Here is a 19,151-nt window from a genome sequence, read left to right as displayed (position 1 = left end):
CTCCGGACAAGTGAGTCCATTTCCGCTTTTTCGACAACGCTACCGGAACAGCTCACTATTTGATTCTTGCTGCTCAGGACCTTCCTGACCTGGTTCCTCTCGATCAGGTTCTTCGGGTTCCGGATCAGGCTCTTCCGGTTCTGGTTCTGGTTCTGGTTCTTCCGGCTCCGGTTCTGGTTCTACTTCTGGCTCTGGGTTTGACGGGGGGGTTGGCGGCGCTGCGACGCTGACTGGGCGCGGCTGGGGCGCAGTTCTGCGAATGTCGGCCCTGTCGATTTTGGCCTGTTGCACGGGCGCACCTTCGCCAGAACACCCCTCAACACGTACCTGCAAAGGAGGCAGCAGGCCTTCCTGCGACTGAACAAAAGGGAAACCAGATTTCAGCGCCTGGTCATACTGCGCCTGATCAGCAGGTCGCCCGACTGCTCCGCCTCCACTGGTGGCATACATGCTGCATACGCGGCCTGTGGACCTGCAAGACCCCTGTGCACTGCACATTTGAACCGTCCCGTGCAGGACAAGCATTGCGCTTTGGGTTTGTGATACGACCCACATGTCGAAGGTTGTGCCACGAACTGCCATTGTCGCAGTCGGGGTCTTGATCGAATAGGCTCTTTTTCTGCTCTTGCCGGAAATGAATCGAAAGCTGCCACCAAGTGCTTGCACGGCAAAGCTTTTGGCCTTTCGGTTGCCGCGCAGCATGGTCACGTCCAACACCATATGCGCATTGGGGCCAACGGCAATTTTGGTTTCATCCACAAAAACGATCTGAACCAAACCGCTGTGATCTGTAGAAATCGTATCGCCCGACACCACATCCATTCCTGAAATGACAGGCTGAGTGTTTCCGGCGCGAATGATCTGAGCGCCTTGTTTGGCGCTGATGACAGTTCCGATGTTGGCAAGGGCCTGCACCGGCATGAGCGCGACAACAAATACAACCAACACAATCTTTAACCAAGCCAAACCATAGCCCCTTCCCCCAACGGGTCTAAGTAAGCGCGAAGCGCGCCAAGCTCGATTTTTGCCCCCAGAAATGTGTTATTCTTATTCAATTACTCTAAAATGCTAGCAATATTTATGCATTATGGTGTGTATTTGTAGCAAGAGATTTTTTGATCGTGAATTTCTGCGTTAAGTCCGACGTGAGCCTCCCCACTTAACAGGCCGAAGTGTAGCCTCCATCAAATGAGAGCAATGGGCACCCGGCTCATCGCTTGCCCCGCGATGAGCCATGACGTTATGGATGTGTTTATCCTAAAACTCAGAGGAATTGTTCGGGCAACAATGCGTCCGGCATGTTCTGGTAACACACGGGTCTTAAAAACCGCCGGATTGACAATGTGCCGACAGAGGTAGCACCGAAATTGGTCGAAGCGGGGTAGGGGCCGCCATGCACCATACTGTCGCAGACCTCGACGCCCGTGGGAAAGCCATTGGCCAGCACACGCCCGGCCTTGCGCTCGAGGATCGGCATCAGGGAACGCGCGGTGTCCATGTCCGCATCATCCATATGCAGGGTGCAGGTCAGCTGACCTTGCAGACTGTGCGCGACGGCCCGCATTTCTTCAGGCGTTTCGGCAGTTACGATAACCCCCAACGGGCCAAAAACCTCTTCACCAAGGGTTTCGTTTGCCAGCCAGTTCACAGCATTGGTGCGATACAGGTAAGGGGACGCGGTGCGTTGATCACACATCGAGCTCAGAACCTCCTGCACATCTGCTATATTGGCGATCCTTGCCTGACCGGCTCGATAAGCGTCGGCGATGCCGTCGGTCAGCATGGTTTGCGCGGGTGTCTCCGACAGGGCGGTTCGCGCGGTCTCAGCGAAGCGGTCCGCTGCTGCACCCGCCAGCATTACGGCGACCCCGGGGTTGGTACAGAACTGGCCTGCGCCCATGGTCAGCGACCCAGCCCAGTTCTGAGCAATGTTGTCGCCCCGGTTCGTCAGCGCAGCATCGAGAATGAACATCGGGTTGACCGAGCCAAGTTCACCGAAAAACGGGATTGGTTCAGGACGCGCGGCACACAGATCGAACAGTGCCCGACCACCAGCCAATGAGCCAGTGAACCCGACAGCCCTGATCAGCGGGTGTTGCACCAAAGCGGAACCTACTGTCCGGTCACCCCCCTGAATCAGACTGAAAACACCGGGATGAATTTTGCAGCGTTCGATGGCAGAATGTATGGCCTCGGCTATGATCTCACCGGTGCCCGGATGGGCGCTGTGCCCTTTTACGACAACGGGGCACCCAGCAGCCAAGGCGGCCGCGGTGTCACCGCCTGCGGTTGAAAAGGCCAAAGGGAAATTCGAAGCACCGAATACGGCGACAGGGCCAATAGGGCGCTGGATCATTTTCAGATCCGGGCGCGGCAGCGGCGAGCGGTCTGGCAACGGGCTGTCGTGGCGCCGATCCAGATACTCACCACTCAGAATATGAGTGGCAAACAAGCGAAGTTGGCCCGATGTGCGACCCCGCTCTCCTTGCAGACGGGCCTCGGGCAGGCCGGTTTCCTGCGAACCGATTTCAGTAATCGCCTCGGCGCGGGCTTCGATCTCATCCGCGATGGTATTCAGAAATGCCGCGCGGTCTTCCCGGGTCGAAAAACCATAGCTCCAGAACGCTTCTTCGGCAGCTTCCGCAGCCGCATCAACATCCTGAAGGCGCCCCACCGAAAAACTGTGTGACGGTCCAAAAGCGGGCTGTGACTGAAAAAACGTGTCACCTGAAAGCCAGTTTCCAGCGATGAGGTGCTTACCATGGGGGGAGCAGGTCATGAAGGTTCCATATTTACGATTCTGAAGCTATGGATAATGTATCCAATTAAGAGAGACAATCAAGCGTCCTGTTAGGTCTCCTCCATGGCGCGTTTTGCTACGATCATCTCCAGCAGCTGTTCCTTTGTTCGCCGGATGTGCCGCATCAGCATGTTACAGGCTTCGTCAACGTTCCCTGCTTGCGCCAGTTTCAACAGCTCTCGATGCTCTTTTTTCGCGGGTTCCCGCTGCTTCATCACGCTCAAATGCATTCGGACATAGCGGTCTGATTGCAGATTGACGCGGTCCAGCAATTCATTCGTCAGTTTCCTCTGCGACGCCGCGTAAAGGGCGGAGTGGTATTGGTAGTTCAGGATCCCCCACTTGCTGACGTCATTCTCGTCATAAGACGCTTCCATCTGCGTCAATATCTCGTTGCATCGTGCAAAGTCGGCAGATGTCATCTGCGGAATGGCTCTGCGGAAAAGATCGACTTCAATAAGCATTCGAAGGTCGAATATTTCTCCAATCTCGTTCAATGAGTGTTTGGTAACTGATCCGCCCCGATTATTGGCCCATTGAATCAGGCCTTCAGCGTTCAGACGCTTTAGGGCTTCGCGGATGGGCATCCGAGATACGTCGTATTCTTCGGCCAGAGCTTCCTGACGAATAGCTTCACCTTCGGCAAGTTCACCGTTCAGAATACGTTCACGAAGATCGTTCGCGATGACATCTGGTAGGCTTTGCTTGGTTATCGCGCGCTTTCCTGCCATATCTTTCCTGCCACTTGTTTGGGTACAGCTACCGGTTACCGGCGTTATTCCAAGCTGAGCCGCGACTCGGCCACCCAGAAAGCTGATTTAGGACACTCCGCTTGATAATGCATCCAATATCCATGGTGATTCAACCCTGCTGAGACAACACGGTAAGACCAAGAGCGAATGGAAACTTCTGTAACTGCCTGTCCCTGAGAGTGGGCACGGCCAATGCACTGTTTAGTCAGACGCCCCAAGTGTCCGACAAGCGATACCCGCCAGGCCAGGGGTCATCCGGGTCAAGCATGTGTTGGTGAATGCCGGTGATCCAGCCGCGCCCACTGATTTCGGGGACAATCGCGGCACGGCCCGCCACTTCGGTGGTATCGACAATCCGACCGGTGAACCGTGATCCGATGATCGAGACCGCCTCGAACGTCTGACCCAACGACATCAACCCTTTTGCTGCCATCAGCGCCATGCGCGCGGAAACCGCTGTACCTGTAGGCGACCGATCAACCTTGCCGGGTTGGATCGCCACGGCAGATTTGCCGGTCAATCCGGTTTCGGTCTCGCTGATCGGGCCGCAGAAAGCACAGAATGAGATATGGTCCCAATCCGGGTTTTCAGGATGCGAAAACCCAAGCTGTTCATTGGCTGCATTGGTGATCTTCACCCCCAATCGGGCAATGTCACGGGCCTCATGTTCGACAATCTCGAATCCCAACGCCTGTGCATCGACCACGACAAAACTGTCACCCCCATAGGCGGTATCAACCATGATCGTATCCAATCCGGGTACCTCAAGTGGGACGGACAGTTTGTCGGCAAAGCTGGGCAGGTTCTGCACGAAAATGCGTTGCGCTTTGCCACCGCTGCATTCCGCCCGCACATGAACCAGCCCGCCCGGGGCCTCAAGCACCATATGAGTTTCTGGTTCTTGCATCGGAATGACCCCGCCATCCAGCAATACGGTTGAAACACAGATCGAGTTCGAACCCGACATCGGCGGTGTGTCTTCGGGTTCCATAATGATAAAGGCCGCGTCGGCCTTGGGGTGTTTCGGGGGCACCAGAAGATTGACATGACGGAAAACACCGCCCCGAGGTTCGTTCAGAACGAAGTTGCGCAGCGTCTGGTCGCCCGCGACAAAGCTGCGCTGTTCCCACAAGGTGTCGCCTGGTGGCGGGGCAACGCCCCCAACGATAACATCCCCGACTTCACCTTCTGCGTGGGCTGAAATGACATGAACGGTTTTGCTGCTCCGCATCGGATCTCTCAATATTGTGCGACAGGCTCGCCCAGAGCGTCGAAAATCGGTGTAACACCCAGACCCGGACGGGCGGGTGCGGTCATCCGGCCGTTGACACGCTTTGGCGCACCCTCGGCAATGTCCACGGTGCCGTAAGAGTTGAAATCCGTGGCAGAGAATGTGAACTCGGACGGCGTTGAACGGGCCAGATGTGCAATGGCTGCGGTGGTGATGTCACCACCCCAGGTGTCTTCGATCGTCATGGGGATGCCGTGCGCCACGCACAGGTCCCGCATAAGATGGGCTTTGGTCAACCCTCCGACTTTCGAGATCTTCAGGTTGATCACATCCATCGCGTCTTCGGCAATGCCGCGGACCAGCGTGTTGGGAGTGTCGATCACCTCGTCCATCACGAAAGGCAACGCGGTGCGGCGGCGGATCGACACGCATTCCTCATAGGTCAGGCAAGGCTGTTCCACATAGACATCCAGACCCGAAATCGCGCCCACCACGCGTGCGGCCTCGTGCCGGGTCCAGCCGGTATTGGCGTCTGCTACAAGCAGGTCCGTCTTTTTCAGAACGGCGCGGGTGGCGTGGATACGGTCGATGTCGTCATTGGCCTCGCCACCCACCTTGAGCTGAAACTTGGTGTAGCCTTCGGCAGCATAGCCTTCGATCTTTTTGGCCATGATCTCGGGAGCTTCCTGACTGATCGCGCGATAAAGCACCACATCATCCTGCGCAGCGCCCCCCAGCAATGTGTAAAGCGGCTGGTCCGTGGCCTTGCCCAGCAGATCCCAGCAGGCAATATCCACCGGAGCCTTAGCATAGGGATGACCCCGCAAGGCCGCATCCATCGTACGGTTGATCTGACCGATATTCAGTGGGTCCTGCCCGATCAAATGCGGGGCCAGCTCTGCCAGCCCGGCCCGGACGCCGAGCGCAAAAGACGGCAGATAGGCCGAGCCAAGCGGGCAGCATTCGGCATAGCCCTTCAACCCTTCATCTGTGATGATTTCCAGAACGGTGCTGTCAAACACTTCGACAAAATTGCCGTTGGACCAGCTATAGCGGCCTTCTTTCAGCGGCAGATCCACCTGATATACGTTCAGCCCGGTGATTTTCATAAGGTGTTCTCCAGATTAGAAGCGTGTGGATGAGAAAGGTGACATATCGAGCACCGGCTTGGCGTCAGTGACCAGATCGGCCACCAGTTCGGCCGTGCCTGCGGATTGGGTCAGCCCCAGATGACCATGGCCAAAGGCATAAAGTACGTGTGGTGCGCGCGAAGATCGGTCAATCACTGGCAGGCTGTCAGGCAGTGATGGGCGAAAGCCCATCCATTGCGTGCCGCCTTCCAGGTTCAGGTCTGGCATGAAGCGCCCGGCCTTGGCCAGCAACGTGTCAGCGCGCCGGTAATTCGGGGCCAGCTTCAATCCACCCAGTTCGACTGCACCGCCGATGCGCACGCCGCCGTTGATCCGGGTTACCACAAACCCATGCCCCCCAAAGGTCAGATGAGTGCGCAGGTCAAAAGCGCCTTCGGGCAGGGTCGTGTTATAACCCCGCTCGGTCTCAAGCGGGATATGATCCCCCAGGGTCTTGGCCAGCTGGTGTGACCAGGCTCCGGCGGCAACAATCACCTGACCTGCCGAAATGTCGCCGTTGTCCGTGTCAAGGCGCACGCCGTCATCGGTTGGTTTCAGTGCCGTGATCCCTGCGATCTTTACCTGCCCACCGCGCGCGATGAACTGTGCCGCCAGATGCTCGGTCCAGCGGGCAGGGTCGACGGTATTCATCCATGTCGAGGTAAAACCCGCATGGGTAAATCGCCGGTTCAGCCCGGGCTGAATTTCGGCAATAGCATCCGGGCTGTCCAGAAGATCAAACGGGATGCCATGGTCCTTGCGCAGGTTCCAGGTGGGCAGGCTGGCACGGAATTCGCCCTCACTCTCGAACAACTGCAACTGGCCTTCGCGCTGCATCAGCGCCTCGCCGTCTACATGCTCGATCTGACGCTCCAGCGCCGCACGGCTGTGGTTCATCAGCGCGGCTTGTGCGGATAGTGAGGCTGCATAACGATCGCGCCAACTGGCCCGCCAGAACCGGAGCATCCACGGTGCAATACTCAGCGCATAAGCGGGCGGGATCGACAAAGGCCCCAACGGATCAAGCAGCCATTTTGGCGCTTTGCGCATGATCCCAGGCGTTGCAAGCGGCACGATATCTGTAAAGGCAAAGGCCCCGGCATTGCCCTTTGACGCCTCGGCTGCAACGCCTTCACGGTCCAGCACAAGCACCTGCCTTCCCCGCTTTTGCAACTCTAGCGCAGCGCTGATGCCAATGATGCCAGCACCGATCACAACTATGTCCGTCTTGGTGTCATGCTGCATGGTTACAGGTTCTCAAATAGTGGTACGGGGTCGGGGACCGGACAGCGTCTGTCCCCGGCCTTGACTTCAAAGCGCGATGCCATCACGGAACGGATCATTCGGCGCGAAAACCAACCTGCCTTCCGACATGATATGCGCCTGCCCGGTCAGGGTGGGAATGACACCCCCGTTCGGGCCGGGTTGGTAGCTCAGCACGTAGGGGCTGCCGATCACGCTTTCCTGCACAATCTCTTCCCCTGCTTCCAGCACCCCGTTTGCCGCCAGACAGGCGAGGCGCGCCGAACTGCCGGTACCGCAGGGCGACCGGTCATATTGATTGTCCGGGCACAGTACAAAGTTGCGGCTGTGAACATCCTTGTTGGGGGATTGATCCTGAAGGATCACATGGTCGACCAGTTCTCCGTTTTCGCCATGCACGCCCTGTGCGATGCAGGCTTCGCGTATGGTGATGGTCAGATCGGTCATCGCCCGAATGTTTCCCGGGTTCACCGGGATTGGGCTGGGATCAACAATGAAGAACCAATTTCCGCCAAAGGCAAGATCGCCGGTTATCGACCCATAGCCGCCAACCTCAATCTGCACTGCTGCCCGCACGCGACGGCTCTCGACATTTGTGACGCGTACGGTATTGGCGTCCAGTAAATCCACCGAGACGACACCGACCGGAGTTTCAACCCGATGCGTGCCCGGCCGGATTCTGCCCATATGTGCCAGAGTGACGCCCAGACCGATGGTGCCATGCCCGCACATGCCAAGAACTGCATCCGCATCAAAATAGATCACGCCGGTCTCACACCCTGGATCTTCGGGCGCGACCAGAAGCGCCCCCACCATTCCGGGCTGCCCACGCGGCTCCAGCAAGATGGATTTGTAGAACACCTCATGCTCGCTGGCCAAGCGTCGTGCACGCTCGGCCAGCGGGCCGGACCCCAGATCGGGGCCGCCGTCGAGGATCACCCGCGTAGGCATTCCTCCTGTGTGACTGTCAATCACATGCATTCAGCAATGACTCCGCCCTGGCCGAACCAATCAGTAAACCAAGTGCGGAACAGGTCGTATTGCTGTTCGCAATAGTTGCGCTGGGCATCTGTCAACTCGTCGGTTTCGTTGAAGTGCAAACGGTATTCCTCTTCGCCGTTCAGGACCAGCAGGTGTTTGTAATACAGCACCAGATCGGTGCCCTCGTCAAAGCTGGCCAGCACACCAAAGGCCTCTTCCAGTTCCCGCGCGCGCAGGCGCGCTTCGGCATGACCGGCCGCCGCTTTCTGGCACAGGGCAGCCAGCAGCAGTGCTTCTTTCGGCAGGGCAGTGCCAATCCCTGTGATCGAACCGGTGGCGCCGCAATTGACGAAGCCATGGTAGACCTCGGTGTCCACACCAACCATCAGTGTAACCTGATCATCCTTCGAGGTAATGTGTTCCGCCGCATAGCGCAGATCGCTTTTGCCACCGAATTCCTTGAACCCAACCAGGTTGGGATGATCTGCGCGCAATTCCAGGAACAGATCGGCGCGCGTCGCGAAGCCGTAAACCGGGCTGTTATAGATGATTGCCGGAATATCAGGTGCGGCCGACAGGATCGCTTTGAAATGATTACGCTGCGCCGCGATGGACGATCCACGCGACAATACACGCGGGATCACCATAAGCCCTGCCGCTCCAACCTTTTGCGCATGCGCGGCAAGCGCCACGGCGGATTTCGAATTTATCGCACCTGTGCCGACGACAACGGGCAGTCCGGCCGCGATCAGACGTTCGACACCTTCCATCCGTTCGGCATCCGACAAGAGAGGCCAGTCGCCCATCGAGCCGCAATAGACCACGGCAGACATACCCGCTGCGATCATTTCCTTGCCCTTTTTCACCAGCGCGTCAAAATCCGGTGTCCGGTCCGGTTTGCAGGGGGTCATCAGGGCTGGCATGGTGCCGGTGAAGATATTCTGGGACATGAAGGTAACCTTCCTAATTGTTTTGGGGCGGGGGCTTTTATCGCACATTCGCCAGGAATTTGCGGGTGTGTTCAGATTGGGCTTCGTTAAAAATCTGGGCGGGCGGGCCGATCTCTTCCATCACGCCCTGATGAAAAAAAGCAACCCGGTCTGATACATCACGAGCGAAACCCATCTCATGCGTGACGCAAATCATCGTCATCCCTTCTTCGGCCAAAAGCCGCATCGTGTCGAGAACTTCGCCCACCAGTTCAGGATCCAGCGCCGAGGTTGCTTCGTCAAACAGCATGTATTCCGGCTCCATCGCCAGCGCGCGGGCAATGGCAAGACGCTGCTGCTGACCACCCGATAAGGCCGAGGGGAAGACGTTCAGCTTTTCGCCCAACCCTACATGGGTCAACTGCTTTGCGGCAATGTCACGCGCCTCGTCTCTCGACTTGCCTTTGACAATCTTCGGGGCCAACGCAACGTTTTCCAGTGCTGTCAGATGCGGAAAGCTGTTCCATTGCTGGAACACCATCCCCAGCTTTGTGCGCAGCTTGTTGATGTCGGTGCCTTTTGCATGAACATCAATGCCATCAACCCTGACCGATCCCTGCTGGATCGGTTCCAGCGCGTTGATGCAATAGAGAAGGGTCGATTTGCCGGAGCCTGACGCACCGATCACCGACAGAACTTCTCCTTTCTGCACATCCAGATCGATACCTTTCAGCACATGCAGCGATCCGAAATATTTGTGCAGGTCGCGAATTTCGATCATTGGGCCCACCTTTTTTCTAGCGACGCGGAATACCGCGAAATCGGATAGCTGAGCGCGAAATAGAACGCGCCAGCGATTGTCAGGATCAGGAATGGTTCCTGCGTGCGGGTGATCAGGATCTGGCTGGCTTTCAGCAGTTCAACATAGCCCAGAACCGAGACCAGCGCGCTGTCTTTCATCACACCCAGCGCGACCCCGACCCATGCAGGGAACACCGCGCGCCCTCCGATCGGGAAGACGACATATCGCAGATCCTGCCAATAGGTCATGCCCAGGCTGCGCGCGGCGCGGCGCATCGGATCACCAACGGCTTCAATCCCGCCGCGCGCCACATTCGCAACCAGTGCTGCCGTGTAGATGGACAGGATCACCACGCCCGAGGCAAACGGGTCCAGATTGAGCCCGACAATAGGTGCAAAGTTGTAAAACAGCACCAGCTGGATGATCAGAGGGACCGACCGGAAAATATCCAGAACCGGAGCCAACGTCAGGGTCGCTGCCAGTTTGCCCTCGTACAGAAGCCAACCGCACACCACGCCAAAAACCGTTCCAATGGAAATCGAAAGCACTGAAATCCAGAGCGTTCGCAGCGCGGCTTCGCCCAGAAACCACAGATCGTTGATGTTGAAGCCGCTGAAAAAGCTGACAGTGGGTTGCATCTGTGCCTCCTTCAGTAGCGGAAAAGCCGGGACGCCAGCAGGCGCGAGGCAAGCAGGATGATTTTGACGATCACGTAATAAATGACCGCGGTGACGGCGAAATATTCAAAGATTCGGAAAGTGCGCGAGGCAAAGAACTGGGTCTCGCCCGACAATTCCCGGAAGCCGACCAGCATACCCAGTGACGACATTAGAACAGCCCAGACCATCTGGTTCGTGATCGGATGATAGACAATGCGAAACACCTGCGGAATCACGACGCGTGTGTAAGCCTGCCACGCGGTCATGCCCAGCGATCGGGACGCGCGTAGCTGTGTCTCGGGGACGGCCTGAAAGCCGCCACGGAAGTTTTCAGCCAGATAACCGGCGCAATTGAATGTCAGCCCGGCCAGCACGATGAAGTACGGCGATAGATGCAGGCCAAAGGCACCAAGCCCGAAGCCGAAAAAGAACAGCTGGAACAGCGCCGGAGTATTGCGCGCCAGTTCGACCCAGGCTGAGGCGAACCAGTAAAGCGGACCTTTCAGGTGCAGCCGCGTCAGCGCCAGACAAAGTCCGATGATAATGCCAAGGACCATTGCCAGCACGGCAACCTGTATCGTCAGCAGCGATGCCTCAAGCAGGTCCGGCAGGCTTTTCATCACCGGCCGCCAATGGAAGTTATAGTCGAACACGGGTGTTCCTCACGCAATCTACCGGTCCTTTCGCCCGGCCATAGCCGGACGAAAGCATGGAGTAGGAAAGGGTCAGTACATTACGCCGGGAATGCGCAGCTCAGGCGCTTCGCCGCCGACATATTTACCCCAATGCTCCTGATAGCGGCCCGATCGCACCTGGTGGGTCACGAACAGGTTCAGGAAGTTCAGCCAGGTGACATCTTCGCGCTTGCCTACAACCGAAGTGTAGTCGGTGGTCCATGGCATGCGAGGGCCGGCAACAACAGTGTCATATTGCTGGGTAATCGGCAGCACGGCAGTGTTTGTGGTAATGCCGATATCGGCCTTGCCCTGAGCCACCGCCAGGAAAACCTCATTCTCGGACTGGTAGCCCTGGTAATTGCCTTCTTCGCCCCATTCGGCGGCTATCTTCAGCCATTCCTGCTCGGGCACGGTGCCGATCGCGGCGGCCACGCGCTTGCCACGGATATCCTCGAAGGTCTCAATGCCGCTTTCGGCATTCACGACACCCTGCGCATAATAGATGGCGTAAGGAATGGTAAAGCCCACCGTCCGCGCCCGTTCAAGGCTGTCCGAGGTTGCTCCGAACACAACGTCTGCGCGTCCGGTGACGATCACTGGCAGGCGTTCGGCCCAGGTCAACGGCAGGATTTCGGCCTCAACTTCAAGTGCGGCGGCCAGATCATTGCAGTATTCGACGTCAAAGCCTGCCGGTTCGTTATTCGCGTCGCGATACCCAATTGGCGGAAAATCCAACACAACTCCGCAGCGCAATGTCCCGCGATCTACGACATCGTCCAGCGTGTCCGCCATCGCAGGAGCTGTGGTGATAGTGGTGAGGGCCGCCAGTGCGGCGAGTTTCTTGAGCATGTGATCCTCCCTGAATCAATCGATACGCGCAGCTATAGAGGATATTGTATCCAACATCCAGTATTTTGTTGAGCAGGAAAAGCCAGCTTTCAAAAGGTGTCGTGGCTCTTGGATGTGATTGAAATGACTGACTTGGCCCGCGTGGAAGGCCCTCGTTCGTTGGCGGCCAAATGGATTTGACACCATGTGCTACTGGAGTTGGAGGTTTTTGGCTGAACGTGGCCCGTCGTCAAACGTGAAGGTGCATTGTGCTCAGAGGCTGGGGAGATTTCAGCTTGAGACGGAATACCTTTTGTGATGGGAGTGTGCGGTCGCCCAGGCAACTCCAGCCTGTGTCTTTCAAAGAAAAGCGGCAATGCTGACCCGCGCAGCCAAATGCGCGTTCGGTCAGACTTTGACGGCTTGTAGTTCTTCGAGCAGGTCGAGGAGTTGGTTGAGTTTTTCTCGTCCCATTTGTTTTTCGATGCTTTGGTAGATCTGGAGAGAGGTTCCGAGGTTTTCGGCGAGGATGTTTCGTCCTTCGTTTGTGATCTTCACCATTGTGCGTCGTTTGTCGTGGCTGTCCTGGCGGCGTGATATTTGGCCTTCGGCTTCCATCGTGCGCAGGATGCGGGTGAGGCTTGGCAACAGCAGGCAGGCCTCTTTGGCAATCGAGCTTTGCTCCACTTCACCCAACTCGTCCAGCACGCGCAGGATGCGCCATTTCTGCTCGGTCAGTTGTATCCCCTGCAGCATGTCCCGGATGGGGGCCATGACGGTTTCGCGTGCGCGCAGCAAGGCAATCGGAAGGGCGCGCGAGGTGTTCTTGGTGTGGCTTTGTTCACTCATGACAGTCTTCTAATTCGCAGAGTCAAAAGATGCAAAGATTAACAAAGCAAGTTCTTGACAGCGAGGTTTCCAATTTACTAAACATGTTTACCATTGGAGGGGAGCACATGCCACATTTTCACGTCGAGTATTCCGGCAATCTGGAAGACAGGGTCGATATGAGTGGCTTGTGCGAATGCATCCGGGCCACGGCTGCCGGGATCAAGACATTTCCCCTGCCCGGTATTCGTGTCCGGGCCACGCGGGTCGATCACTATGCCATCGCGGACGGCAATCCGGCGCATGGGTTTATCGATATCTCGATCCGCCTGCGCGCTGGCCGGGCTGCGGATGTCAAACGGGACGCCACGCAGCGCATTTTTGAGGCGGTTGAGGCCTATCTGTCCCCCGCCTTCGCCGGACATTCCATCGCGCTCTCGCTTGAGATGCGTGACATTGACCCAGACCTTTCGCCCAAGACCGGCACGATCCGGGACCATTTGGGCGCGACCAACCAGGAGACCTGATCCATGAGCGCACTGGATACGAATATCGAGAAGCTGGCGGGCTTTCTGGCCCGGTTTAAGGAAACCGGCATCAAGAACCGGATCGCGGGCGAAGATCGCGACGGTTCCGCAGGGGTGTTCCAATCCACCTCCCCGGTTGACAGGTCGGTGATCTGCGATGTCGCCCATGGCACAGCCGATGATATCGACGCTGCCGCTAATGCCGCCCACGCCGCATTTGCCGATTGGCGCGACATGCCTGCCACCGAGCGGCGCCGCATCTTGCTGAACGTTGCCGATGCGATCGAGGCCCGTGCCGAGGAAATTGCGCTGTGTGAATGCTGGGACACCGGCCAGACCCTGCGCTTTATGTCCAAGGCCGCGCTGCGGGGGGCCGAGAATTTCCGGTATTTCGCGGATCAGGTGGTCCAGGCGCGGGACGGTCAGCACCTTAAGTCGCCGACCCTGATGAACATCACCACGCGCGTACCGATCGGTCCGGTGGGGGTGATCACGCCGTGGAACACGCCGTTCATGCTGTCGACATGGAAGATCGCACCTGCTTTGGCTGCCGGGTGCACCGTGGTTCACAAACCGGCCGAAGATTCTCCGCTGTCCGCTCGCCTGCTGGTGGAGATCGCCGAAGAGGCCGGGCTGCCCAAGGGTGTGCTGAACACCGTGAACGGGTTCGGCCCCGATGCGGGTAAGGCGTTGACGGAGCATCCGTTGATCAAGGCGATCGCCTTTGTCGGTGAAAGCTGCACCGGCAGCATCATCACCAAACAAGGTGCCGATACGCTCAAGCGGATGCATCTGGAACTGGGCGGCAAGAACCCGGTTGTTGTGTTCGACGACGCCGATCTCGACCGGGCGCTGGATGCGGTGATCTTCATGATCTACTCGATCAATGGCGAGCGCTGCACGTCATCCTCGCGCCTGCTGGTGCAGGACACCATCAAGGACGCGTTCGAGGCAAAGCTGATCGAACGGGTCAACACCATCAAGGTCGGCCATCCGCTGGATCCTGAGACCGAGATCGGGCCACTGGTGACCGAGGAGCATTATAACAAGGTGACCTCCTATTTTGACATCGCCAAAGAAGACGGTGCGACTGTCGCCGCCGGAGGTGTCAAGGTGGGCGACACAGGGTATTTCATTCGCCCAACCTTGTTTACCGATGCCAATAACCAGATGCGTATCGCGCGCGAAGAGATATTCGGCCCGGTTCTGACCTCGATCCCGTTCTCGACCGAGGACGAGGCGCTGCAGATTGCCAACGACACACCATACGGTCTGACCGGCTATGTCTGGACCAATGACCTGACCCGCGCCTTGCGGTTCACCGACAAGCTAGAAGCCGGGATGATCTGGGTGAACTCGGAAAACGTCCGCCACCTGCCCACCCCGTTCGGCGGCGTCAAAGCATCCGGTATCGGCCGCGACGGCGGCAACTGGAGCTTCGAGTTCTACATGGAACAAAAACACGTCGGCTTCGCAACCGGAAATCACAACATCATGCAGCTGGGGAAACTGTAACCGGGCAAGGGCTCTGGTACACAGACATCGGTAAACACGAGGAGGAACTGCCATGGGAAAGATCGTACAAGCCGCGAAGATCACGCATGTGCCAAGTATCTGGATGTCCCACACGATGCCAAAATACAAAGGCATCCGGCAGTCTGCCATTGATGGTTATGCGCGCCTGCGCCAGGACGCGATAGACCGCGAGGTCGAGACGTTTCTTGTGTTCGACACCCATTGGATCACCAATCAGGGGTTTCACCTGAATACCAAAGAGCACCACAAAGGCCGCTTCATCAGTCATGAACTGCCGCACATGCTGGCAGACATGGAGTTTGATTATCGCGGAGATAACGCGTTGGGGGAAACCATCCTTGATGTTCTGCGTGAGCGTGGCGAGCGAGCGCTTGGCCATTCGCACCCCGATATGGGAATGGAATATGGCACCCTTCTGCCTATGCATTTCATCAACGAAGGGGTGAATGCGCGCGTTTTGCCCGTTGCAGTCAACCAGTTCTCGTCGATCCAGGAAAACCGCGTCTGGGGTGAGGCCATTGCCGAAGGTATCCGGCGTTCCGACCGGAACGTATCCATACTGGCCTCTGGCTCACTCAGCCATGATTTCACGCCGAATGAGCGCTCGGTCGACGGATTGAATGCGGTAAACGGCGAGTTCAACCGCCAGATGGATATGCACGTGCTGGAGATGTGGGAACAGGGACGGTTCGAAGAGTTCCTTGAAATGCTGCCGGACTATGCGAAGAAATGCGCAGGCGAATGCGCCATGAATGACACGGCTTTGCTGTTCGGAGCTCTGGGCTGGGGCAGCTACAAGGGTGAGATCGACATCTACACCCCCTACTTCGGCAGCTCTGGCACAGGTCAGGCGAATGTCAGCTTTTCGGTCTGAAGGCAGAACTCGGGACCTTTTCATTTGAAGAAAGCACACCTGTTCGGCTTTAATCCGCGAGCCGAACGGGTAAGGTCGGGGACTGGACAAATTGGTGTTCAGTTACAAGAGAAGGCTTGCGCATGGATTGGGACGCGTTTTCGCATTGGGGTCAGCACATTTCGAAATGGGCGGCCGATTACCACAAGACACTTGCTGAACGTCCTGTTCGGGCCAAGACCACACCAGGAGAAATCACGGCCCAGCTAAAGGCATCGCCCCCCGATAGTGGCGAGCCCATGGAAGCCATCATGGCCGATTTCGAACGAATCGTGATGCCGGGTATCACACATTGGCAACATCCCCGGTTCTTTGCCTATTTCCCGGCCAACGCAGCGCCGCCGTCGATGCTGGCTGAAATGCTGGTGACCACAATCGCGGCGCAATGCATGCTATGGCAGACCTCACCAGCTGCGACCGAGGTCGAAGGTGTCATGGTCGATTGGCTGCGGCAGGCGCTTGGATTGCCGGAAGGAACGACCGGAGTTATTCAGGACAGCGCATCATCCGCCACGTTGTCGGCTGTGCTGACCATGCGGGAACGGGCCACAGGGTTTACCGGCAACCGCGAAGGCCTGAACGCCAAGGGCGCACTGCGCATCTACTGCTCGGATCAGGTTCATTCGTCGATTGATCGGGCCTGCTGGGTTGCAGGGATCGGTCAGGACAATCTGGTGAAACTGCCGACACGTGGTCCGACCTATACGATTGATGCAGAGGCTCTTGATGTCGCAATTCAGGGTGACATCGCGGCCGGGTATGTACCTGCTGGTATCATTGCAATTACGGGCGGCACCGGGGTTGGGGCCTGCGATGATCTGGTGGCGGTGGCTGACATCGCGCAAAAATACGACCTCTATACGCATCTCGACGCGGCCTGGGCGGGGTCGGCGATGATCTGCCCCGAGCTTCGTGAGGCCCTTTGGCCCGGGGCGGATCGTTACGACAGCATTGTCTTCAACCCACATAAATGGATGGGGGCGCAGTTCGATTGCGCGATCCAGTTTCTGCGGGACGCCACGCCACAGCTCAACACGCTTAAGATCGAACCGGAATACCTCAAGACCACAGGGGCAGAGGTAACGAATTATTCGGAATGGACAATCCCTCTGGGTCGACGGTTCCGGGCATTGAAGATCTGGTTCTTGATGCGGTCATACGGTCTCGACGGGTTGCGGAGCCGAATTCGCAACCATGTGCTCTGGGCCAATGAACTTGCAGAAAAGATCGGCGCGATAGAGGGGTTTGAGATCACCACCGGCCCGATCCTGAGCCTGTTTTCCTTTCGCTGTCCAGGGGATGACGCCGCTCAGCAGCGACTGGTGGACGCGCTGAATGACGATGGCCGAATTTACTTGACGCAAGGCATGTTTAATGGCCGCAAGATCATCCGTTTTCAGGTCGGGCAATTCGACACAACCCGCGATGACGTGCTGATGGCGGCGGATGTCATCCGCGATGTCTGGGAGAGCCTGCCATAAAATTCGCAACGTTCAGTGCTGCAAGGGATACCTTCTTTTGGTTGATTACCGATGATGGTGCGATCGCCCTGAACGGTGATTTTCCTGAGTTTTCCAGCCTGTATGAAGTCATTGCCGCAGGTGAGTTTGCCCAAGCCGAAACCGAAGACTATGAATATCTAACACGCTCACTCTCGTTATGAGTGAGGGACCATCGGTGGGTAGGTCAAAGGTCAATTGTGGGTCTTTGAAGGATGAAAGGGTATTGAGGAAAGCGCTTTTCCGGCAACTTCGACGAGAGTTTAGCGAGAGATAAGAAAATGTTGAAAGTCGTTATACATCAGGGGTTTCATAAAACAGGCACTCGAACACTGCAAACAATGTTGCTCAGAAATCGTTCCCGATTAAAGGGCAGAGTGAATATTCTGGTTCCGAGTGATCTGCAAGAGGCGGGCTTCTCAGCACGGCGCTTTTCTGTAGTGCAAGAAGAACGAGTGCTAAATAAGTTTCGTAAACAATTAAGACAAGCTCTGGCGCGCTTTGAAAACGAAACAGACAAACCGCTTTTGATTAGTAACGAGGAGTTTGCGGGCCTGATTCCAGGGCGTAAAAATGTGTATTCTTATTCCATGGTAACGGTTTTGTCTGAAGTGCTATTGGATGAGATCGAGAAGTTCGCTGATGGTAACGCGCGTGCAACCTTCTTTTTTACCACCAGGAACGCCTCTGATTGGATTAAGAGTGTTTATTGGCAAAACATACGTTCGAACCGAATTCAGGAAGGCCTTTCGGAATACGCGGACCTACTTCAGCAAGGCGCAGATCTTGCTGGTGTGGTTGCCCGAGTTAAGGATGCCGTATCCTCCCGAGCCGACGTCGTTTCCCTAGACACCTCAAACATGAGTGACCGTCTATTTCCCGCCACAAAGGTGCTATCGATGCTGAACGTAAGGTCCGATGATCTTACGCCTGTCAGTAACTTGAATGTCCAACCGGTTGGAGCCGCAGAGTATTTTCTGGAATTGAACAGATCAAACATGACGGACGAAGAGGTCATGGCAGCGAAACGCAATTTCTTAGACGATTTGAAGATGCGCAAAAAGTAAGAAAGAAGGCCACGTGCTCGCTGCAGCCACGGTCCTTATTGGCGCGCCTCAGGATAGCCGACCAATCTGATCTGCGATTTCAGAACAACACACGAGACCACACCCGTGCGTGATTTCTCCAAGCGGGCATGCCTAAAGCTTTTGCACACCATGCATGGTCAGGGTGCTCACCAGATCGGCATAATCTTCGCGGGCTTTGGGGCCTGCGCCGGTGTTCCACATGTAATACCAGTTCAACATTCCAAAGACTGACATCGTCGCGCCGCGAAGCTTGTCCTTGGCGCCGTCAAAAGAACCGGGGGACATTTCCAGAAGTATGTCGCGGACAAAGTTCACCAGATCAAGCTGATAGCCCCGCAGCCTTTTTTGCTGTTCTTCGGTCAATGCGCTCATGCCACTGATCTGAACCCGGTGCTCGTCATCTGCACCCTGATAGGCAAAAAGGATCTCGCGCACTGCTTTGCGCAGTTTCTGTTCGGGGTTAAGGCCGTCCAGATCAACATTGCAAATCCGGTCCCGCAACTCACGCAGGTACGTTTCAAGGATGTCATACAGGATGGCATCCTTGCTGTCATAGTAGTGGTATATGTTTGCTTTCGAGATGCCGCATTCTTTGGCCAAAAGGGTCATCGAAGCACGGTCAAACCCCTGGTCGGCAAACACTTTTGCCGCCATCTTCAGGATCTGTTCCCGCTTTTGGTCGTGGTCTTTGGCAATTGTCCGGGCCAC

General features: G+C 56.7%; 20 protein-coding genes. 6 read left to right on the top strand and 14 right to left on the bottom strand.

Features of this window, described 5'->3' with window-relative positions:
- Window positions 1-39 precede the first annotated feature (39 nt).
- From ACR3E2_RS18565 to hpaR, 13 genes are all read right to left on the bottom strand, one after another.
- On the bottom strand, window positions 40-966 hold the full coding sequence (locus ACR3E2_RS18565) for a FecR family protein (RefSeq protein WP_480483396.1): 927 nt from the start codon (window positions 964-966) through the stop codon (window positions 40-42).
- Window positions 967-1,264: 298 nt separating this feature from the next.
- The gene (locus tag ACR3E2_RS18560; protein ID WP_480483394.1) at window positions 1,265-2,779 is read right to left on the bottom strand and encodes an aldehyde dehydrogenase (NADP(+)); all 1,515 of its coding nucleotides are present in this window, start codon (window positions 2,777-2,779) and stop codon (window positions 1,265-1,267) included.
- A 71-nt stretch (window positions 2,780-2,850) separates the two neighbouring features.
- Window positions 2,851-3,531, bottom strand: a complete 681-nt coding sequence (locus ACR3E2_RS18555; RefSeq protein WP_480483392.1) for a GntR family transcriptional regulator — start codon at window positions 3,529-3,531, stop codon at window positions 2,851-2,853.
- Between the two features lie 226 nt (window positions 3,532-3,757).
- On the bottom strand, window positions 3,758-4,783 hold the full coding sequence (locus ACR3E2_RS18550) for a trans-3-hydroxy-L-proline dehydratase (RefSeq protein WP_480483390.1): 1,026 nt from the start codon (window positions 4,781-4,783) through the stop codon (window positions 3,758-3,760).
- An 8-nt stretch (window positions 4,784-4,791) separates the two neighbouring features.
- On the bottom strand, window positions 4,792-5,892 hold the full coding sequence (locus tag ACR3E2_RS18545) for a cis-3-hydroxy-L-proline dehydratase (protein WP_480483388.1): 1,101 nt from the start codon (window positions 5,890-5,892) through the stop codon (window positions 4,792-4,794).
- Between the two features lie 15 nt (window positions 5,893-5,907).
- Window positions 5,908-7,158 (bottom strand): NAD(P)/FAD-dependent oxidoreductase, encoded by a 1,251-nt coding sequence (locus ACR3E2_RS18540; RefSeq protein WP_480483386.1) that lies wholly within the window; start codon window positions 7,156-7,158, stop codon window positions 5,908-5,910.
- Window positions 7,159-7,224: 66 nt separating this feature from the next.
- Complete coding sequence (locus ACR3E2_RS18535) at window positions 7,225-8,157, bottom strand: 4-hydroxyproline epimerase (RefSeq protein WP_480483384.1); 933 nt, start codon at window positions 8,155-8,157, stop codon at window positions 7,225-7,227.
- Window positions 8,148-9,107, bottom strand: a complete 960-nt coding sequence (locus ACR3E2_RS18530) for a dihydrodipicolinate synthase family protein (RefSeq protein ID WP_480483381.1) — start codon at window positions 9,105-9,107, stop codon at window positions 8,148-8,150. Before ACR3E2_RS18530 ends, ACR3E2_RS18535 begins: the two co-directional genes overlap by 10 nt.
- 37 nt (window positions 9,108-9,144) lie before the next feature.
- The gene (locus ACR3E2_RS18525) at window positions 9,145-9,867 is read right to left on the bottom strand and encodes an amino acid ABC transporter ATP-binding protein (RefSeq protein ID WP_480483379.1); all 723 of its coding nucleotides are present in this window, start codon (window positions 9,865-9,867) and stop codon (window positions 9,145-9,147) included.
- Entirely contained in the window at window positions 9,864-10,526 is a 663-nt protein-coding gene (locus ACR3E2_RS18520) for an amino acid ABC transporter permease (RefSeq protein ID WP_480483377.1), read from the bottom strand. The genes ACR3E2_RS18525 and ACR3E2_RS18520 overlap by 4 nt, the downstream gene beginning before the upstream one ends.
- A gap of 11 nt (window positions 10,527-10,537) precedes the next feature.
- Window positions 10,538-11,200: an amino acid ABC transporter permease gene (locus ACR3E2_RS18515; protein ID WP_209507537.1), complete on the bottom strand. Its 663-nt coding sequence runs from the start codon at window positions 11,198-11,200 to the stop codon at window positions 10,538-10,540.
- A gap of 72 nt (window positions 11,201-11,272) precedes the next feature.
- A complete protein-coding gene (locus ACR3E2_RS18510) occupies window positions 11,273-12,073 on the bottom strand; it encodes a transporter substrate-binding domain-containing protein (protein WP_480483375.1) in 801 nt (266 codons plus the stop codon).
- A gap of 387 nt (window positions 12,074-12,460) precedes the next feature.
- Entirely contained in the window at window positions 12,461-12,901 is a 441-nt protein-coding gene (hpaR, locus tag ACR3E2_RS18505) for a homoprotocatechuate degradation operon regulator HpaR (RefSeq protein ID WP_480492848.1), read from the bottom strand.
- 107 nt (window positions 12,902-13,008) lie between these two features.
- On the opposite strand from hpaR, the gene ACR3E2_RS18500 reads away from it, so the two are divergent.
- From ACR3E2_RS18500 to ACR3E2_RS18475, 6 genes are all read left to right on the top strand, one after another.
- Window positions 13,009-13,407 (top strand): 5-carboxymethyl-2-hydroxymuconate Delta-isomerase, encoded by a 399-nt coding sequence (locus ACR3E2_RS18500; RefSeq protein ID WP_480484965.1) that lies wholly within the window; start codon window positions 13,009-13,011, stop codon window positions 13,405-13,407.
- Between the two features lie 3 nt (window positions 13,408-13,410).
- Window positions 13,411-14,922, top strand: coding sequence for a 5-carboxymethyl-2-hydroxymuconate semialdehyde dehydrogenase (gene hpaE / locus ACR3E2_RS18495; protein WP_480492847.1), 1,512 nt, complete (start codon window positions 13,411-13,413; stop codon window positions 14,920-14,922).
- Window positions 14,923-14,974: 52 nt separating this feature from the next.
- Window positions 14,975-15,817, top strand: a complete 843-nt coding sequence (gene hpaD / locus ACR3E2_RS18490) for a 3,4-dihydroxyphenylacetate 2,3-dioxygenase (RefSeq protein ID WP_480484866.1) — start codon at window positions 14,975-14,977, stop codon at window positions 15,815-15,817.
- A gap of 122 nt (window positions 15,818-15,939) precedes the next feature.
- A complete protein-coding gene (locus ACR3E2_RS18485) occupies window positions 15,940-17,337 on the top strand; it encodes a pyridoxal phosphate-dependent decarboxylase family protein (RefSeq protein WP_480484865.1) in 1,398 nt (465 codons plus the stop codon).
- 41 nt (window positions 17,338-17,378) lie between these two features.
- Window positions 17,379-17,519, top strand: coding sequence for a hypothetical protein (locus ACR3E2_RS18480; RefSeq protein ID WP_480484864.1), 141 nt, complete (start codon window positions 17,379-17,381; stop codon window positions 17,517-17,519).
- A 117-nt stretch (window positions 17,520-17,636) separates the two neighbouring features.
- Window positions 17,637-18,422 (top strand): hypothetical protein, encoded by a 786-nt coding sequence (locus ACR3E2_RS18475; RefSeq protein ID WP_480484863.1) that lies wholly within the window; start codon window positions 17,637-17,639, stop codon window positions 18,420-18,422.
- Between the two features lie 132 nt (window positions 18,423-18,554).
- On the opposite strand, the gene ACR3E2_RS18470 is transcribed toward ACR3E2_RS18475, so the two are convergent.
- Window positions 18,555-19,151 (bottom strand): TetR/AcrR family transcriptional regulator, encoded by a 597-nt coding sequence (locus ACR3E2_RS18470; RefSeq protein WP_480484862.1) that lies wholly within the window; start codon window positions 19,149-19,151, stop codon window positions 18,555-18,557.

The organism is Ruegeria sp. AL7, assembly GCF_056536105.1.
Note: the sequence above shows the minus strand (reverse complement) of the source record. Positions and strands in the feature narration are given on the sequence as shown.